The sequence below is a fragment of the Phenylobacterium sp. genome, assembly GCF_036501465.1.
Classification (GTDB): Bacteria; Pseudomonadota; Alphaproteobacteria; order Caulobacterales; family Caulobacteraceae; genus Phenylobacterium.
Genome location: NZ_DASYAF010000055.1, coordinates 1 through 15826 on the forward strand (window position 1 = coordinate 1; position 15826 = coordinate 15826).

General features: G+C 71.7%; 16 protein-coding genes, 1 pseudogene and 1 riboswitch. Of the genes and pseudogenes, 13 read left to right on the forward strand and 4 right to left on the reverse strand.

Annotated features, from left to right (window positions below):
- The 3 genes and pseudogenes from VGL85_RS05590 to VGL85_RS05600 form a co-directional block, all read left to right on the forward strand.
- Window positions 1-142: pseudogene (locus tag VGL85_RS05590) on the forward strand (IS481 family transposase); the annotation flags it as partial.
- A gap of 130 nt (window positions 143-272) precedes the next feature.
- Complete coding sequence (locus tag VGL85_RS05595; protein ID WP_331586864.1) at window positions 273-539, forward strand: hypothetical protein; 267 nt, start codon at window positions 273-275, stop codon at window positions 537-539.
- 129 nt (window positions 540-668) lie between these two features.
- Window positions 669-1532, forward strand: coding sequence for a tetratricopeptide repeat protein (locus tag VGL85_RS05600; protein WP_331586866.1), 864 nt, complete (start codon window positions 669-671; stop codon window positions 1530-1532).
- 9 nt (window positions 1533-1541) lie between these two features.
- Here the strand turns inward: VGL85_RS05600 and VGL85_RS05605 are convergent, their stop codons facing one another.
- Entirely contained in the window at window positions 1542-2234 is a 693-nt protein-coding gene (locus VGL85_RS05605; protein ID WP_331586868.1) for a hypothetical protein, read from the reverse strand.
- 265 nt (window positions 2235-2499) lie between these two features.
- Between VGL85_RS05605 and VGL85_RS05610 the strand changes: the two genes are divergently transcribed.
- Complete coding sequence (locus VGL85_RS05610; protein ID WP_331586870.1) at window positions 2500-4500, forward strand: tetratricopeptide repeat protein; 2001 nt, start codon at window positions 2500-2502, stop codon at window positions 4498-4500.
- Here VGL85_RS05610 and VGL85_RS05615 read toward each other — a convergent pair.
- Window positions 4497-5768 (reverse strand): hypothetical protein, encoded by a 1272-nt coding sequence (locus VGL85_RS05615; RefSeq protein WP_331586872.1) that lies wholly within the window; start codon window positions 5766-5768, stop codon window positions 4497-4499. The two genes, VGL85_RS05610 and VGL85_RS05615, sit on opposite strands and share 4 nt — an antisense overlap.
- A 225-nt stretch (window positions 5769-5993) precedes the next feature.
- On the opposite strand from VGL85_RS05615, the gene VGL85_RS05620 reads away from it, so the two are divergent.
- The 5 genes from VGL85_RS05620 (at window position 5994) to VGL85_RS05640 (ending at window position 8308) form a co-directional block, all read left to right on the forward strand.
- Entirely contained in the window at window positions 5994-6395 is a 402-nt protein-coding gene (locus VGL85_RS05620) for a response regulator (RefSeq protein WP_331586874.1), read from the forward strand.
- Complete coding sequence (locus VGL85_RS05625) at window positions 6392-6643, forward strand: hypothetical protein (RefSeq protein WP_331586876.1); 252 nt, start codon at window positions 6392-6394, stop codon at window positions 6641-6643. Before VGL85_RS05620 ends, VGL85_RS05625 begins: the two co-directional genes overlap by 4 nt.
- Before the next feature lie 30 nt (window positions 6644-6673).
- Window positions 6674-7132, forward strand: a complete 459-nt coding sequence (locus VGL85_RS05630) for a YaiI/YqxD family protein (protein ID WP_331586878.1) — start codon at window positions 6674-6676, stop codon at window positions 7130-7132.
- 119 nt (window positions 7133-7251) lie between these two features.
- On the forward strand, window positions 7252-7446 hold the full coding sequence (locus tag VGL85_RS05635; protein WP_331586880.1) for a hypothetical protein: 195 nt from the start codon (window positions 7252-7254) through the stop codon (window positions 7444-7446).
- Between the two features lie 85 nt (window positions 7447-7531).
- Window positions 7532-8308 (forward strand): FkbM family methyltransferase, encoded by a 777-nt coding sequence (locus VGL85_RS05640; RefSeq protein WP_331586882.1) that lies wholly within the window; start codon window positions 7532-7534, stop codon window positions 8306-8308.
- A gap of 34 nt (window positions 8309-8342) precedes the next feature.
- Here the strand turns inward: VGL85_RS05640 and VGL85_RS05645 are convergent, their stop codons facing one another.
- Both VGL85_RS05645 and VGL85_RS05650 read right to left on the reverse strand, forming a co-directional pair.
- Complete coding sequence (locus VGL85_RS05645) at window positions 8343-9008, reverse strand: hypothetical protein (protein WP_331586884.1); 666 nt, start codon at window positions 9006-9008, stop codon at window positions 8343-8345.
- Window positions 9009-9387: 379 nt separating this feature from the next.
- Complete coding sequence (locus VGL85_RS05650; protein ID WP_331586886.1) at window positions 9388-10281, reverse strand: hypothetical protein; 894 nt, start codon at window positions 10279-10281, stop codon at window positions 9388-9390.
- Between the two features lie 508 nt (window positions 10282-10789).
- Window positions 10790-10885: riboswitch (glycine riboswitch) on the forward strand.
- Between the two features lie 172 nt (window positions 10886-11057).
- Here VGL85_RS05650 and gcvT point away from each other — a divergent pair.
- From gcvT to gcvPB, 4 genes are all read left to right on the forward strand, one after another.
- Window positions 11058-12188, forward strand: coding sequence for a glycine cleavage system aminomethyltransferase GcvT (gcvT, locus tag VGL85_RS05655; protein WP_331586888.1), 1131 nt, complete (start codon window positions 11058-11060; stop codon window positions 12186-12188).
- Window positions 12189-12389: 201 nt separating this feature from the next.
- Window positions 12390-12755, forward strand: coding sequence for a glycine cleavage system protein GcvH (gene gcvH / locus VGL85_RS05660; protein WP_331586890.1), 366 nt, complete (start codon window positions 12390-12392; stop codon window positions 12753-12755).
- A 124-nt stretch (window positions 12756-12879) separates the two neighbouring features.
- Complete coding sequence (gene gcvPA / locus VGL85_RS05665) at window positions 12880-14226, forward strand: aminomethyl-transferring glycine dehydrogenase subunit GcvPA (RefSeq protein WP_331586892.1); 1347 nt, start codon at window positions 12880-12882, stop codon at window positions 14224-14226.
- Window positions 14226-15800: an aminomethyl-transferring glycine dehydrogenase subunit GcvPB gene (gcvPB, locus tag VGL85_RS05670; protein WP_331586894.1), complete on the forward strand. Its 1575-nt coding sequence runs from the start codon at window positions 14226-14228 to the stop codon at window positions 15798-15800. The genes gcvPA and gcvPB overlap by 1 nt, the downstream gene beginning before the upstream one ends.
- Window positions 15801-15826 lie beyond the last annotated feature (26 nt).

Sequence of the window (15826 nt, forward strand, 5' to 3'; positions counted from 1 at the left end):
CTTCCTCGACGCCTACAACTTCGCCAAGCGGCTGAAGACCCTACAGGGCCTCACACCCTACGAAGCCATCTGCAAGGCCTGGGCGGATAAGCCGGATCGCTTCAGGATCGATCCCGTCCACTTGACCTCGGGACTGAACACGCCACAGGAACGGCGCCTTAGTCATGCGCCGCCGTGGGCTGCCGCCGCCGCGCCGCCGCTTTCCCGGAACCGGGGTCCGCCGAAGCCCGTTTCCGACCCCAGGGACACACCCGAGAAGATTGGAGACCCCCATGAAGACTCTGCTGATCGGACTGGCCGCCGCCGGCGCCGCCTCGGTCGTGGCGCTGAGCGCCGCCCCGGCGTCGGCTGAGGTGGTCTGTAACCGCGACGGCGACTGCTGGCACGCGGATCGCCACTACCACTATCAACCCAACTTCGGCGTCACGATCCACCCGGACGACTGGTACTTCCACCAGCGCTGGGACGATCGCCGCCACTTCCGCGACTACCATCAGGGCCGCGGCTACTACCGCGGCGGCGTCTGGATCCCGTTCTAGACCCGATCCCGATCGCTAGAGGGAGCGCCCCCGCCGCGGGGGCGCTTTCTTTATGGGCACAACCCCAGTTTGAAATCCGGCGGCAAAAGACCGGCGCGAGGGTCCGCGACCCTCCCCCTAGTTCGCGTGATGTCGCAGCGTTCGTTTGCCCCTTCGGCGCAGCCGCGCCCCGCTCGGCCTGACCTCGTCCAGGACGCCCTGGAGCGGGCGGATGTGGCGTTGCGGACCGGCGGTCTCGAGGATGCCGCGCGGATATCCGGCTCGATCCTGGCCGCCGACGGGGCCGACGCGCGGGCCGCGCGGATCCTGGGCCAGGCGCTGCTGCGGCTGGGTCGCGCCGAGGCGGCGCTCAATCCCCTGCAACAGGCCGCCCGCCACACCGAAGACCCGGCCGTCGAGACCCTGCTCGCTCTGGCCCTGATCGATGCCGGACGGCCGAAGGACGCCTGGGCGCCGCTGCGCGCGGCGACCGCTCGCCGCCCGGCCTATCCGCCGGCCTTCCTCGAACTCGGCGCGCGGCTGGGCGAGGCGGGCCGGTTCGACGAGGCCGCCGAAGTCTTCGAGGCCGGGCTGGCCGCGGCCCCGGATGCGGTCGTGCTGCGCGTGGGCCTGGGCCACCTCTGCCTGGCCCGCAACGACCGCGCCCAGGCGCGGCGGCAATTCCAGGCGGCGCAGGCCGCCCAGCCCGCCCGGCGCGACGCCGCCGCGGGCCTCGCCAGCGTCCTGGCGCTGGACGGCGACCACGCCGAGGCCGCCCGGCTCTATCGCCAGGCGTTGCAGGCGCGGCCCGACGACGCGGTGCTGCAGATCGGCCTCGCCAAATCCCTGCTTGAGCTCGGCCGCCGCGACGAGGGCGAGGCCCTGCTGCGCGCCGCCGCCGGGGCCGGCCCGCAACTCGCCGCCATGGCGACGGCGGCGCTGGCCGCCACCCCGCGCGGGCGGATGTTCCTGCGCCCCAGCGCCGCCGCCGCCTACCTCTGCGCCGCGGCCTGAGCGCCCGCCCTAGGCCCGGTAGCGCTTGCGGTAGACGCCCTTCTCGCGGCCGATCTCGCTCACCACCTCGTGCGCGCGCTGCGCCTGGGCGTCGCTGAACGGGGCGGTGCGCACGTCCCAGGCCTCGCGCTTGATCGGATAGCACTGGGCGATCGGCGTGCCCTTGGGCAGCACGCCCGCGAAGCCCGTGTCATGCCAATGGGCCGGGAAGTTGATCCAGGCGTCGTGGAAGCGGTCGCAGTCCACCATCCCGGTCAGGGTGGTGAACGGCAGGTCGAAGCGGTTGGCCGGATGGGTGAACAGCAGCGACCAGCCCGGCGGCGCCTCGATGGTCCAGAGGTTGTGGAACTTGATCAGCACCCGGTCCGGCTCGAACAGCGGCGTGCCGGTCACCTGGCTGGAGTCGTGCAGCCCGATCGGGGCGCGCACGAAATTCACCGAGCGACCCGCCGGCAGGTCGAAGTCCCAGGAGAAGGCTCCGTCCTCCACCGTCACGTCGCAGAACAGCGGGATCAGGAAGCCGCTGGTCATGGCGTCGATGAACGGCGGGCAGCGCTTGACCGTGTCGTCGTCGCCGCCCGTCACGGCCGACCAGGCGTGGGCCGGCATGGTCTTGACCCAGCCCGGCAGCCCCTGCGCGGCGGGCACGGGCGGCGGCAGGAGCCCCTCGAGCTCCTTCGGGCAGCGGAACGTCAGGCTCATAGCGGCCTCGGGGCGGGATCGGGGAGGATCTGCGCTCTATCGACGCAATCCATCGCCTGTTCAGATGGCGCCTTTATTTCGAAACACCGGTATCTTGTGAAACATGTTCACCGAATCCCGGCCGATCGGGTTTCAGGCGGCCCGGCGGCCCTCGCGACCCGACGCCTGACCCACCGCATCCGTCCTTCGTTTCGACAACTGTCGAAGGGTCGCCGCGGTGACGGCCGCCCTGGACAGTCCGCGGCGGTCGCGCTCATCTGCGCCGATGAGCGACCCCGCCGCGCTGCACGCGCTCTGCCAGCAGGGCCTCACCCACCACCAAGCCGGGCGCCTGGCCGAGGCCGCACAGGCCTATGAGCAGGTGCTGGCGGCCGACCCCGGCCACTTCGACGCCCTGCAGTTCCTGGGCGTCCAGCGCATCCAGACCGGGCGGCTGGACGAGGCGGTCGAGCTCCTGCGCCGCGCCATCGCCGTGCGCGCCGACGCGCCCGGCGTGTTCGGCAACCTGGCCAATGCGCTGAACGGCCTGCGCCGCTTCGAGGAGGCCGCCCACGCCGCCGACCGGGCGCTGGCGCTCAACCCCAGCTTCGCCGAGGCGCACGGCAACCGGGGCCAGGCGCTGCGCGCACTCGGCCGCCTGGACGAGGCCGCGGCCAGCTACGCCCGCGCCGCCGAGCTCGGGCCCACGCCCCAGGCCCACTTCAACACCGCCACCACGCTGCGCGAACTCGGCGCCCTGGACGCGGCGCTGGCGGCCTGCGACCGCGCGACCGCCCTGGATCCCGCCTTCGTCGAAGCCTGGCGCAGCCGCGCCATCGTGCTGGGCGAACTCGGCCGGCCTGGCGAGGCGCTGGAGAGCTTCGATCGCGCGCTCACGCTGCGGCCGGGCTACGCCGAGGCCTGGGCCGGCCGCGGCAATGTGCTGAGTGGGATGGGCCGCCATGCCGAAGCCCTCGAGAGCTTCGATCGCGCCCTGGCCGCGCGGCCCGACTTCGCCGAGGCCCTGGCCAACCGCGCCGCCCCGCTGCGCAGCCTGGACCGGGCGGGCGAGGCCCTGGCCGACGCCGAACGGGCGCTGGCGCTGCGGCCGGACCATGCCGAGGCCCACGTCGCCCGCGGCGGCGCCCTCTACGACCTGCGTCGCCTGGACGAGGCGCTGGCGAGCTACGACCGCGCGCTCGCGCTCGAGCCCCAGCGTCCCGAGGTCCACGACAACCGCGCCGTCGTCCTGCATGAGCTGCGCCGCCTGGACGAGGCCATGGCGGGCTACGACCGCGCGATCGCGCTCAGGCCCACCTTCGCCGAGGCGCAGCATCACCAGGCCATGTGCCGCCTGATGCTGGGCGATTTCGCCGCCGGCTGGGCGCAGTACGAATGGCGCTGGGCGACCGAGCAGTTGGGCTGGGACCGCTCACCGTCCCCCGCGCCGGTCTGGCTGGGCGAGGGCGAGGTGGTCGGCCGCCGCGTCCTGGTCCGCGCCGAACAGGGCCTGGGCGACACCCTGCAGTTCTGCCGCTACGTCCGCGACCTGGCCGCCCGCGGCGCCGCGGTGACCCTGGCGGTGCAGCCGGGCCTGGAGCGCCTGCTGGCGCGGCTGGAGGGCGTGGTCCAGGCGCCGGTCCGCGGCGCGCCCCTGCCGCCGCACGACCTGCAGGTCCCGCTGATGAGCCTGCCTCTGGCGCTGGGCGCGGGCGCGCCCGGCGGCCAGCCCTATCTCAGCGCCGACCGGGACGCCGCAGCGGCCTGGGCCGCGCGCCTGGCGGACGCGCCCGGCCTGCGTGTCGGGCTCTGCTGGGCCGGCGGCGTGCGGCCGGGACAGTTCGTCGCCGATCGCATCGACCGGCGCCGCTCCCTGCCGCTGGAAGCCTTCGCGCCCCTGGCCGACATCCCCGGGCTCACCCTCTACAGCCTGCAGAAGGGCCCGCCGGCCGCCCGGCTGGCCGACCTTCAGGGCGCGGGATGGGCCGGGCCGGCCATCGTCGACCCCACCGGCGAACTCGCCGACTTCGCCGACACCGCCGCCCTGGTCGCGGCCCTCGACCTGGTCATCACCTGCGACACCGCCGTGGCCCACCTGGCCGGGGCGCTGGGCCGGCCGGTCTGGGTGCTGAACCGCTTCGACGCCTGCTGGCGCTGGCTGGACGGCCGCGACGACAGCCCCTGGTACGAGACCGCCCGCCTGTTCCGCCAGCCCACACCCGGCGACTGGGACAGCGTCATCGCCCGGGTGCGCGAGGCCCTCGCCGGCCTCGCGGCGGGCCGCTAGGTCGCCGGCTCCTCGCCCTTCAGCCGCCGCGCATCGGCCGTGGCGGCGTCCAGCTTGCGGATGCGCTCCTGGTAGAGCCTGGAGAGCTTGTCCGGGTCGCTGACCGTGTTGCGGGCGTCGCGCCAGGCGAGCTGGCGCTGGCGCAGCAGGGCGCGGTCCTCGTGCGCCGCCAGGGCCTCGGCATAGGCGCGCCGCAGTTCGCGTTGCAGCTTCTGCAGGTCCGCGTCGCCGCAGATCGTGCGGTCCGCCGGCGTCGGCGCCGCCGTGCAGCCGCCGGCCGCGCTGGCCCGGATCGGCCGCTCGTCGGCCGCATCCGCCTCGCCGCCGCCCGTCGCCTCGGCGAGCCGTCCCGCCGCGGCCGGCGCGGCCGGCGCGGGCGCGGCGGCCACGGCTAGCGGCGTGGGTGGGGGCGCAGCGGCCGCCGGGTTGTCGGCATGGGCCGGGTCGGCGGCGGTTGGAGCGGCGTTGGGAGCGGCGTTCGAGGCCGCCGTGGGCGCCGCGTTCGGGGTGAGCGCGCCATCGACGCCAACCGTTGGCGCGGCCGGGGCGGCCTCAGCCGGGTTCGGCTGGGCGGCGGGGGCCGGCGGCGGGTTGAGCGCCGCGGTCTGCACGGGCAGCGCCGGCGGCCCTTCGCGATAGACCGCCACGCCCCAGCCCAGCGCCGCTCCCAGCGCCAGGCCGAGCGCGAAGCCCAGCGGCGCGCGCGGCGGCGGCTTCCTCGGCCGCGGCGGGCCACCCTGCGCCCGGTTTCGCGCCATGCGCGGCGGCGGTTGCGGCGCGCCGGCCCCCAGCCGCAGGTCCACGTCTCCCAGGTCCGTCTCCTCTAAGTCCGCGCCCGCCATCTGCGCCGGCGCGGCGTCGAACCCGTCCAGGTTCAGCGGGCCGGGGCCCAGGTCCTGCGCCGCGCCCTTGCGCCGCGCGCCGCGCCGCTTCGGCGGCGCCGCGGAGGCCAGCGTCAGGGCCGGCTCGGGATCGGGCTCGGGTTCAACCTCGGGCTCCGGCGGCGCGGCGGCGTGGGCCGGCCCCTCCCTGGCTGGCGACCACAGCGGCGCCGGCGGCAGGTCGTCCGCCTCGGCCTCGTCCGCCTCGTCCAGGGCCACCACGAACTCGCGCGGCTCGCCGTCGCGGCCCTTGGCCGTGCCCTCGCGGCGCACCTGCATCTCCTGCAGCACCTTGTACGAAAGCGTCGCGTCCCCGCGCCGGCGGCTCGCATCGAGCAACTGGCGAAGCTCGCGCGTGTTCAGGGCGGAGAGGTTGATCTGCAGCATCGGCGGGCGTCCTGGGCGCGTCACATGTCTCGCCGGCGCCCGTCACTTCACCAGCCTGCGCAGTATTATGCGGCCCGCGCGTCGAGGGAAGCCCCCCGCGCCGCGACCGAACCGCGCCCCGCGCGCGCCATCCGTATCGACCCGTAGGGATCGCCCCGAAATTGTCGGGCCGGGGCGAAACACTTAACCCTGACAACGGGCTCTGGAGGCCCTTGGGAGGGCAAGGTGTCGAACGACCTGCGCGTCCTGGTGGTCGACGACCACCCGGTGAACCGGCTGGTGCTGTCGGAAATTCTCACCTATCTCGGCTGCTGCGTTTGCATGGCCGAGGACGGCGCGCAGGCGCTTTCCTCATCGACGGTGGACCACTTCGACCTGATCTGCCTGGATCGGCACATGCCGGGCCTGTCGGGCGACGACGTCGCAGAACGCCTGCCGGCCGAACAATTCGTGCTGGCGTGGTCCACCGACCTCACCGACCTGCCCAACCGGTTCAACGGCGTCCTGCCGAAGCCGGTGTCAATCGCCGCCGCCCAGGTGGCCATGGAGCGCGCGCAGGACTGGCGCCGCCGCGCCTACACCCGCGGCTCGCCGGCCGCCCCGCCGTCCGCACAGGCCGCGGCATGAGTTGGTCCATCGACCCGCCGGCCCGCTTCACCCTGCACTACGAGTGGCCGCGGAAGCCGCTGCGCCCACGCGCCGGCGCCGCCCGTCCCACCCCGCTCGCCCTGATCGCCGACAGCCTGGAGGACGCCAAGCTGGAAGCCGCCATCCTCTATGCCTGCGACGAGCGCACGCCGCCGGCCTATCGGATCGTGCGCGGCGCCAAGCGCGTGGTCTACCGCTTCCCCGAGGCCATCGCCGAAGCCGCCTGACGCCATCGCCGGCGCGTGTAAGCTGGCCCGATGACCACCCTCTACATCGACGCCGACGCCTGCCCGGTCCGCGAGGAGGCCTATCGCGTGGCCGCCCGCTACGGCCTCGTGGTGTTCGTGGTCTGCAACAGCTGGATGCGCACGCCGGGCGGTCCGCGGGTCACCCTGGTCGTGGTGGACGAAGGCCCCGACGTCGCCGACGACTGGATCGCCGAGCGCGCCGGCCCCGGCGACGTCGTGGTCACCGCCGACATCCCGCTGGCCGGCCGCGCGCTGGCCGCCGGCGCCCAGGCGCTGCATCCGGCCGGGCGGCCGTTCACCCCCGACAACATCGGCGGGGCCCTGGCTGGCCGCGCGGTCGGCGAGCACCTGCGCTCCATGGGCGAGGTCACCCGGGGCCCCTCGGCCTTCACGCCAGCCGACCGCTCCCGCTTCCTCCAGGCCCTGGATGCGGCGGTGGTGAAGGCGCGCCGGGTCGCGCGACCGTGAAGGCGGGATCGCCAACGAGGGGGGATCGCCAATGAGGGGCAGGTCGAATGATGGCCGGATCGAACGTAAGCTTCGCCGGCGCGTTATGGTCTGTGGACGTCACGCGGAAGGACAAGCGCTTGGACTTCAAACCCACCCCGATCGAACGAGCCTTCGAGTTGGCGCAGTCCGGCGAATGCGCCGGTGTCGCGGACATTCGCGAACGCCTGCGCAAGGAAGGCCACAGCACCAACCACATCACTGGCCCCAGCCTGCTGCGCCAGTTGCGCGACATCTGCCTGGTCACCCCGTCGGTCCCCAAGCCCCAGGCCTAGCCTGGCCCGCCGGGGGCTCGCCCATTGCTGAGGCTCGCCGAGTCCGGCTAGCGATAGCGAACCGCGAACCTCCGCTGGGGACGGCATGAACGGCGATCAACCGCGCGCGCGGCTTGGCGAGCCCTGGGAGCCGCCGCTCAAGTTCGAGGAGCGGCTGAAGGCCCTGGTCCCGCCGGCCGCCCGCATCGCCTATCTGCACCGCAAGCGGCTTCGCAAGGGCGAGGCGGAACTGCGCCTGGTCGCGTTCCTGGCCGACCGGGCCCGCGTCTCCATCGACGTCGGGGCGAACCAGGGCGTCTACGCCTATGCGCTCCTGCCCCACAGCCGCCAGGTGCACGCCTTCGAGCCGAATCCAAAGCTGTTCCGCATGCTCCGCGCCTGGGCCAAGGCCAGGACCGGCGTCGTGCTGCACGCCGAGGCGCTCGGCGACGTCAGCGGCCCGGCCGACCTGCTGGTGCCCATGGGTGGGCGCGGCTTCTCCAACCAGGGCGCCTCGCTCAGCGCCGTCAAGGTCAGCGGCGAGCACCGCAAGCTCACCGTCCAGGCCGCCCGCCTCGACGACCTGGGGATCGAAGGCGTGGGCTTCATCAAGATCGACGTCGAGGGCTTCGAGCTGCAGGTGCTGGCCGGCGCCGCCGCGACGCTCGCCCGCGACCGCCCCAACCTGCTGGTGGAGATGGAGGAGCGCCACACCGGCCGGCCGCTGCCGCAGATGGTCGCCGCGGTCACCGCCCACGGCTACGACGCCCTGGCCCTCGTCGACGGCGTGCTGACCCCCTTCGCCCGCCTGGACCTCGCCAGACACCACGGCGACCCGTGGTCGGAGCACTACGTCAACAACCTCATCTTCCTGCCGCGGTGAAGGGGCGGCGACCGTCAGGCCGCCGCGGACCGCCTCAGGCCGGCTTGCGGACGCGCCACCGCATCAGGCCGCCGACTGAGAAAAAGCCGATCAGCATCAGCGCCCAGGCTTCCGGCTCCGGCGTCAGGATCGGCACCGTGACCACCTGGAATCCGCCCAACGACGTCGCGGTCAGCGACAGCGCGGCGGAGTTGAAGTGGGTCGGCGAGTTCAACCCTGTGACGTCCGGGTTGATGTACTCGATCGAGCCGATCGTCCCGGAAAGCGGCACGCCGATGTTCCCGAAGGTCGAACCCACCAGGGTGGGCTGGGTGCTGGTGAAGCCATTGACCCCCAGGGTGGTGATCAGGGCGCCGGTGTTGTCGAACAGCTTCAGCATCTCGTTCGGGTTCTCCTGGACGGAGACGAAGTCCGGCGAGATCAGCGAGATCCGGAAGAGGCCGAAGGTCGGGCCGGTGAACGCCAGCCCCTGCCCAGGCAGGAACGAGACCGTGTAATCGACGGAGTCGCCGTTCGAGATCAGTTCCAGGTTGGAATTGCTGAAGGTCGGGTTGAACCCGGTGTTGTTGTTCGAGGTCACCGAGGTCGGGGTGACGATGGCGGCGCCAAGGTCGAAGGTCTGGTCGACGATCACCGCCGCGGCGGACGCCGCCGTGGCCCCGAGGCACCCGATAGCTATCGTCGCGACGGCTGCGGCCAAGGTAATTTTCGGCGTGCGCATTTGCGTAATCCCCCGGGATTCTTTCCAAGATGAATATGATGTCGCGATACCAATAGAATTCGCGTTCACCATTAGGATACCGTCCTCCTCCGCCGTCAATCACTCCGACTGTATTTTATTCTCGTTCGAGTCCTTGGGCGTCATGAACTTCCAAAAACTTCAATCGGACTCGGTTGGAATACATTGTATATTAAAACATTCTCCAGTCTCTAAGGTCAAGCTGTGGGAATACTTTCCGGCGCAGGTTCGCTAGCGGTCGCCCCGCCGCGCACGCCCTGCGCTCGATGATCGTGTGCGGTTTCGGGCTCGGCCGTCGCTGTCAGCCCGTGCCAGCCCGAGCCTTGGGGCCTCGGCGTCTCTAAGGACGCGCCGGCTCCGCCGGCCTGCGGCTCACGCACCAGCCGTCGCGGTGCAGCCAGCACGACCCGTCCCGGGCATGGGCGTCCAGCCGGATCGAGGCGATGTCGGAATAGTCGAAGGCGCCCTCCATCGCCCGCCGCAGCTCCGCTTCGCCGCGCGCGGACCTCAGGCTGGCGCTGGTGGTGATGTAGGGCATGGAGACGAAGCGCGCGGCGTACCGGTCCCGCCCAGCCGGCCGGACCTTCAGCGTCACGCCCAGCCCGATGGTCTTGAACCCCTGGTCGGTGAAGGTCAGCGACACCACCAGCGCCCCGCGCGGAGACAGCCCCCGCAACCAGGCGAGCGGCAGGTCCGAGATGCCGGCGTGGACCAGCACCAGGTCGGCCGCCTCGACCGGCAGCGCCGCCCCGTCGCCCACCGCCAGCGCCACCTGCGGCAGGTGCGCCAGGTTGCGCTTGGCCTGCCGCCCGAGCCGCGGATCGATCTCGGCGGCCCGCACGCGGCCGCCCGGCCCGACCAGCGCCGCCAGGATGGCCGTGTAGTAGCCCAGCCCCGCGCCCACCTGCACCACCGACCCGCCCGCCGGCGGCGCGGTGTCCGCCAGCCACGAGGCGATCACGCTCGGCAGGCCGGCGTTGATGAAACTGCCCGCCGCCAGTTCCACCGACAGGTCCGCGTAAAGCGCCCGCGCCTGCGCGCTCGGGGTCCGCTCATAGTCGAAATAGGGCGGCGCCTGCGATGGCCGATAGACCTGCCAAGGCCCCGGCGGCGAATAGGCCTCCCGCCGCGTCGCCGCGAACGCCGCCACGACCCGCGGGTCGGCGCAGCCACCCTTGGCGCACACCGTCTCGGCGTAGGCCTGGCGCACGGCCGTCAGGGCATCGTCAGCCATAGGCATGTCCATCTCACCACCGAAGAACGTACCGCAACCACCACCGCTCATCCCCGCGGACGCGGGGACCCAGGCGTTTTTCGTGAGAATCTATCCGCGATCACGAAGCTGCCCCGAGACTCTGGAACCCAAAAAACCTGGGTCCCCGCGTCCGCGGGGATGAGCGGATGAGGGAGGTGGCCCCACAGGGGGCACACCTCGCCTTAAATCCCATGGATGATGCGAGCCTTGGGGCCTCGGCGTGTCAAGGTGAGGCGCGGTCGCCGTAGGCGAGCCATCGCTCCAGTGGAGCGATGGCAGCAACGAACGCCCGTAGCGCAAGCGGAGGGCCGTACTTAGCGCCTCCGGCGCGCCGCGCAGCGGCCGGGCAAAGCCCGGGCCCTGAGCCTTGTCGGCGATTTGGGCTTGGCACAAGGCGTCCTATCCAGAAATTTCCGCTGAGCATCTAATCCTAGGCGGGTGAGTTTCCCCCGCCTTGACTCCCCCGCCACCTTCCCGCATCCCTCCCCCGACTCTCGCGGGAGAGATCGGGGTGGTTCGCCGCCCCGGAGCCGAAGGCGCAACCGCCCCGGAAACGCTCAGGCAAAAGGACCGCGACGGGCTGACAAACGCTGGAAAGTGTCCTTCGAAGCTTCACGCGAAGAAGGAACGCCGAAGGAGCAGGGGGCCGCGTAGCCATCGCGCGGCTCGAAATCTCTCAGGCCCAGGGACAGCGGGGGCGCGATAGCGGCGGGAGCGATTCCGGCGCTCGCCCCATCGTCGCTCCGGAGCCTCCCGTGTCCCACGACCCCGCAGACGCCCCGCTCAAGACCACCCCGCTGCACGCGGCGCACATCGCGCTGGGCGGCAAACTTGTTCCTTTTGCGGGCTACGAGCTGCCGGTGCAGTACACAGACGGCGTGCTGAAGGAGCACCTGTGGACCCGCGAGCACGCGGGCGCCTTCGACGTCTCCCACATGGGCCAGGGCCGGTTGCGCGGTGTCGCGCCCCTGGCCGCCTTCGAGGAAGTGGTCCCCGGCGACTTCATCGGCCTGAAGGCCGGCAAGCAGAAGTATTCCATGCTGCTGAACCGGGCCGGCGGCATCATCGACGACCTGATGGCGTCGCGGCCGGACGACGACGGCCTGTTCCTGGTGGTCAACGGGGCCTGCAAGGAGAACGACTTCGCGGTCATAAGTGAAGAGCTCGGTCCCCAAGTGCAGATCGAACGCTACGAGGACCGCGCCCTGGTCGCCCTGCAGGGCCCGGAGGCCGCCGCCGTGCTGGCCGCCCACGCGCCCGAGGTCGCGGGCATGGTGTTCATGGACATCCGCTGGGTGAAGGCCTTCGGCGAGGACCTGATCGTCAGCCGCTCCGGCTACACCGGCGAGGACGGCTTCGAGATCTCCATTCCCGGCCACGCCGCCGCGCGGATCTGGAACACCCTGCTCGACGACCACCGCGTGAAGCCCATCGGCCTGGGCGCCCGCGATTCCCTGCGCCTGGAGGCCGGCCTGCCGCTCTACGGCCACGACCTGGACGAGACCGTCAGCCCGGTCGAGGCGGGCCTGACCTTCGCGGTCAACAAGAACCGCCGCGAACAGCGCGACTTCCCGGGCGCGGCCCGCATCGTCAAGGAACTGGCCGAAGGCCCGGCCCGCAAGTGCGTCGCCCTGAAGGTGCTGGAAGGCGCGCCCGCCCGCGAAGGGGCGGAAATCGCTGACGCGTCCGGCCGGGTCATCGGCGTCGTCACCTCCGGCGGCTATTCGCCCATCCTGAAGGGTGGCATCGCCATCGGCTTCGTCCCGCCCGCCCACGCCGAGCCCGGCGGTCGCCTGAGCGTCATCGTGCGCGGCAAGACCCAGGCCTGCGAGGTCGTGAAGCTGCCGTTCGTCCCGCACCGCTACGTGCGGAAGGCGGGAGGATGATGCGCCCACCCTTCCGTGTCATCCCGGAAAGCGCGCAGCGCTTGTCCGGGACCCATCAACGCCGTGAGGCCGGAAAAAGCCTGGCGGCGACGCTGCGAACAGCCGTTCGCCACGGTGTCTATGGGTCCCGGTCTTCGCTTCGCGAAACCGGGATGACATCCGTTTTTCAACTCCGCCCCTAAGCCCCAGGAGCATCCTCCCATGCGCTTCACCAAGGATCACGAGTGGGTCGAGGTCGATGGCGACGTCGCCACCGTCGGCATCACCGCCTACGCCGCCGAACAGCTGGGCGACGTGGTGTTCGTCGAGACGCCGGACGTCGGCAAGACCGTGAAGGCCGGCGACGGCTTCGCGGTGGTCGAGAGCGTCAAGGCCGCCTCGGACGTCTACGCCCCGGTCTCCGGCCAGGTGGTCGAGGCCAACGCCGCGCTTGGCGATGCGCCGGAGACCGTCAACGCCGCCCCGGAAGCCGCCGGCTGGTTCGCCAAGGTCAAGCTCGCCAACCCGGCCGAAGTCGACGCCCTGATGGATCGCCACGCCTACGAGCAGTACCTCACCACCCTCTAGCGCCGCTCATCCCGGCGAAAGCCGGGACCCAAGCTGAGTCCGATCTCGATCCACCGCCTTCGCCTCAACCCAGACGCCGCATGGGTCCCGGCTTTCGCCGGGATGAGCGGAAAGTAGAAATCGCATGAGATACCTGCCCCTCACCCCCGATGACCGCACCCAGATGCTGGGCGTGATCGGCGCCGATGGCATCGACGCCCTGTTCAAGGACGTGCCCGCCGCCGCGCGCCGAGCGGCCTTGTTCGACCTGCCCAAGCGGGCCGGTGAGCTCGAGGTGGAGCGCGAGCTTTCGGGCCTGGCGGCCAGGAACCGCCCGGCCGGCGCGGGGCCGTTCTTCTGCGGCGCTGGGGCCTATCGCCACCACGTGCCGGCCAGCGTTGACCACATCATCCAGCGCTCGGAGTTCCTGACCAGCTACACGCCCTACCAGCCGGAGATCGCCCAGGGCACGCTGCAGGTGCTGTTCGAGTTCCAGAGCCAGGTCGCCGCGCTCACCGGCATGGATGTGGCCAACGCCTCGATGTACGACGGCTCCACGGCCTGTGCAGAAGCCGTCATGATGGCCCAGAGGGTCACGCGGCGCGAAAAGGCGGTGCTCAGCGGCGGCCTGCATCCGCACTACGCCGCCACCACCCAGACCATCGCCCACGCCGAGGGCATGGAAATCAACCGCCTGGCCGCCGCCATCGACGCCGAGGCCGCGGTCATCGACGCCATCGACGCGGAAACCGCCTGCGTCGTCGTCCAGACGCCCAACGTGTTCGGCGTGGTCACCGACGTTTCGAAGATCGCCGAGGCCGCCCACGCCGCCGGCGCCCTGCTGATCGTGGTCACCACCGAGGCGGTCAGCTTCGGCCTGCTGAAATCCCCAGGCGAGATGGGCGCCGACATCGCCGTGGCCGAGGGCCAGTCGATCGGCAATGCGCTGAACTTCGGTGGCCCCTACGTCGGCCTGTTCGCAGCCAGAGAAAAGCTGGTGCGCCAGATGCCCGGCCGGCTCTGCGGCGAGACCCTCGACGCCGACGGCCGCCGTGGCTACGTGCTGACCCTGTCGACCCGCGAGCAGCACATCCGCCGCGAGAAGGCGACGTCGAACATCTGCACCAACTCCGGCCTCTGCGCGCTCGCCTTCACCATCCACCTGTCGCTGCTGGGCGAGACGGGCCTGCGCCAGCTCGCCGCCCTCAACCACAGCCGCGCGCGCGAACTGGCGGGCGCGCTGAAGGGCGTGGCCGAGGTGCTGACCCCGCGGGTCTTCAACGAGATCGCCGTGCGCGTGCCGCCAAACAGCGGGGGCGCGGCGGCGGTCGTCGAGGACCTGCTGGCCGACGGCATCGTGGCCGGCGTCCCCTATTCGCGCCTCGATCCGCACGCCGGCCTGGACGACGTCCTGTTGCTGGCGGCGACCGAGACGACCACGTCCGAGGATATCGCGGCCCTGTCTGCCGCCCTGAAGCGGAGGCTCGGCTGATGGCCATGTCGAACGTGGGCCGCCCCACCCAGCCCGGGGCCGCGTCCGAAACGACCGCGCACACGACGCTAAGCGGCGGCCGCGGCCTGCTGCAGGACGAGCCGCTGATCTTCGAACTCGGCGGGTGGGACAAGACCGGCGTCGACCTCGATCCGGCCGACCATGACGCCGCCGACCTCGGCGACCTGGTGCGGTCCGCGCCGATCGGCCTGCCCGGCCTGTCGGAGCCGGAGACCATGCGCCACTACGTGCGTCTCTCCCAGAAGAACCACGCCATCGACCTGGCGATCTATCCGCTGGGCTCATGCACCATGAAGCACAACCCGCGCCTCAACGAGAAGATGGCGCGGCTGCCGGGCTTCGCCGACCTGCACCCGCTGCAGCCGGTCTCGACCACCCAGGGCGCGCTCGACCTGATCGACCGCCTGGCCCACTGGTTGAAGACGCTCACCGCCATGCCGGCCGTGGCCATGACGCCCAAGGCCGGCGCCAACGGCGAACTCTGCGGCCTGCTCTGCATCAAGGCCGCCCATGAGGCCGCGGGCCAAGGCCACCGCCGCACCGTGCTGGTCCCGACCTCGGCCCACGGCACCAATCCCGCCACCGCCGCCTTCGTCGGCTATTCGGTGACCGAGATCGCCCAGACCCCGGACGGCCGCGTCGACCTCGCCGACCTCGCTGCCAAGCTCGGCCCGGACGTCGCCGCGATCATGGTCACCAACCCCAACACCTGCGGCCTCTTCGAGCGCGACGTGATCGAGATCGGCCGCCTGACCCATGAGGCCGGCGCCTACTTCTATGCGGACGGCGCCAACTTCAACGCCATCGTCGGCCGCGTAGCCCCCGGCGACCTCGGCGTCGACGCCATGCACATCAACCTGCACAAGACCTTCTCCACCCCGCACGGCGGCGGCGGTCCGGGCGCGGGCCCGGTGGTGCTGTCCAAGGCGCTCGCGGCCTTCGCGCCTGCGCCGTGGATCGTCCACCACGCCGACGGCTTCGGCCTGGTCGAGGAAGCGATCGGCGAGGCGGCCCAGGCCTTCGGGCGCATGTGCGCCTTCCACGGCCAGATGGGCATGTACGTGCGCGCCTACGCCTATATGCGCAGCCACGGCTCCGACGGCCTGCGCCAGGTGGCCGAGGACGCGGTGCTCAACGCCAACTACATCAAGGCGCGCCTGTCGGCCGAGATGACGCCGGCCTTCCCGGACGGTCCCTGCATGCACGAGGCCCTGTTCGACGACGCCTGGCTGGACGGCACAGGCGTCACCACGCTCGACTTCGCCAAGGCGATGATCGACGAGGGCTTCCATCCCATGACCATGTATTTCCCGCTGGTCGTGCATGGGGCGATGCTGATCGAGCCCACGGAGACGGAGTCGAAGCGCGAGCTGGACCGGTTCTGCGACGCCCTGCTGGCGCTGGCCCGCGCGGCCAAGACCGGCAATGACCTGGACCGCTTCGCCGGCGCGCCCTACCTCGCCCCGCTGCGCCGACTCGACGAGACCCAGGCGGCTCGCAAGCCCAAGCTTGTGTGGCGCGCGGAAGCCGGGACGCCGCTCGCCGCGGAATGATCCCCTTCCGTTCGCGGAAGGAATCT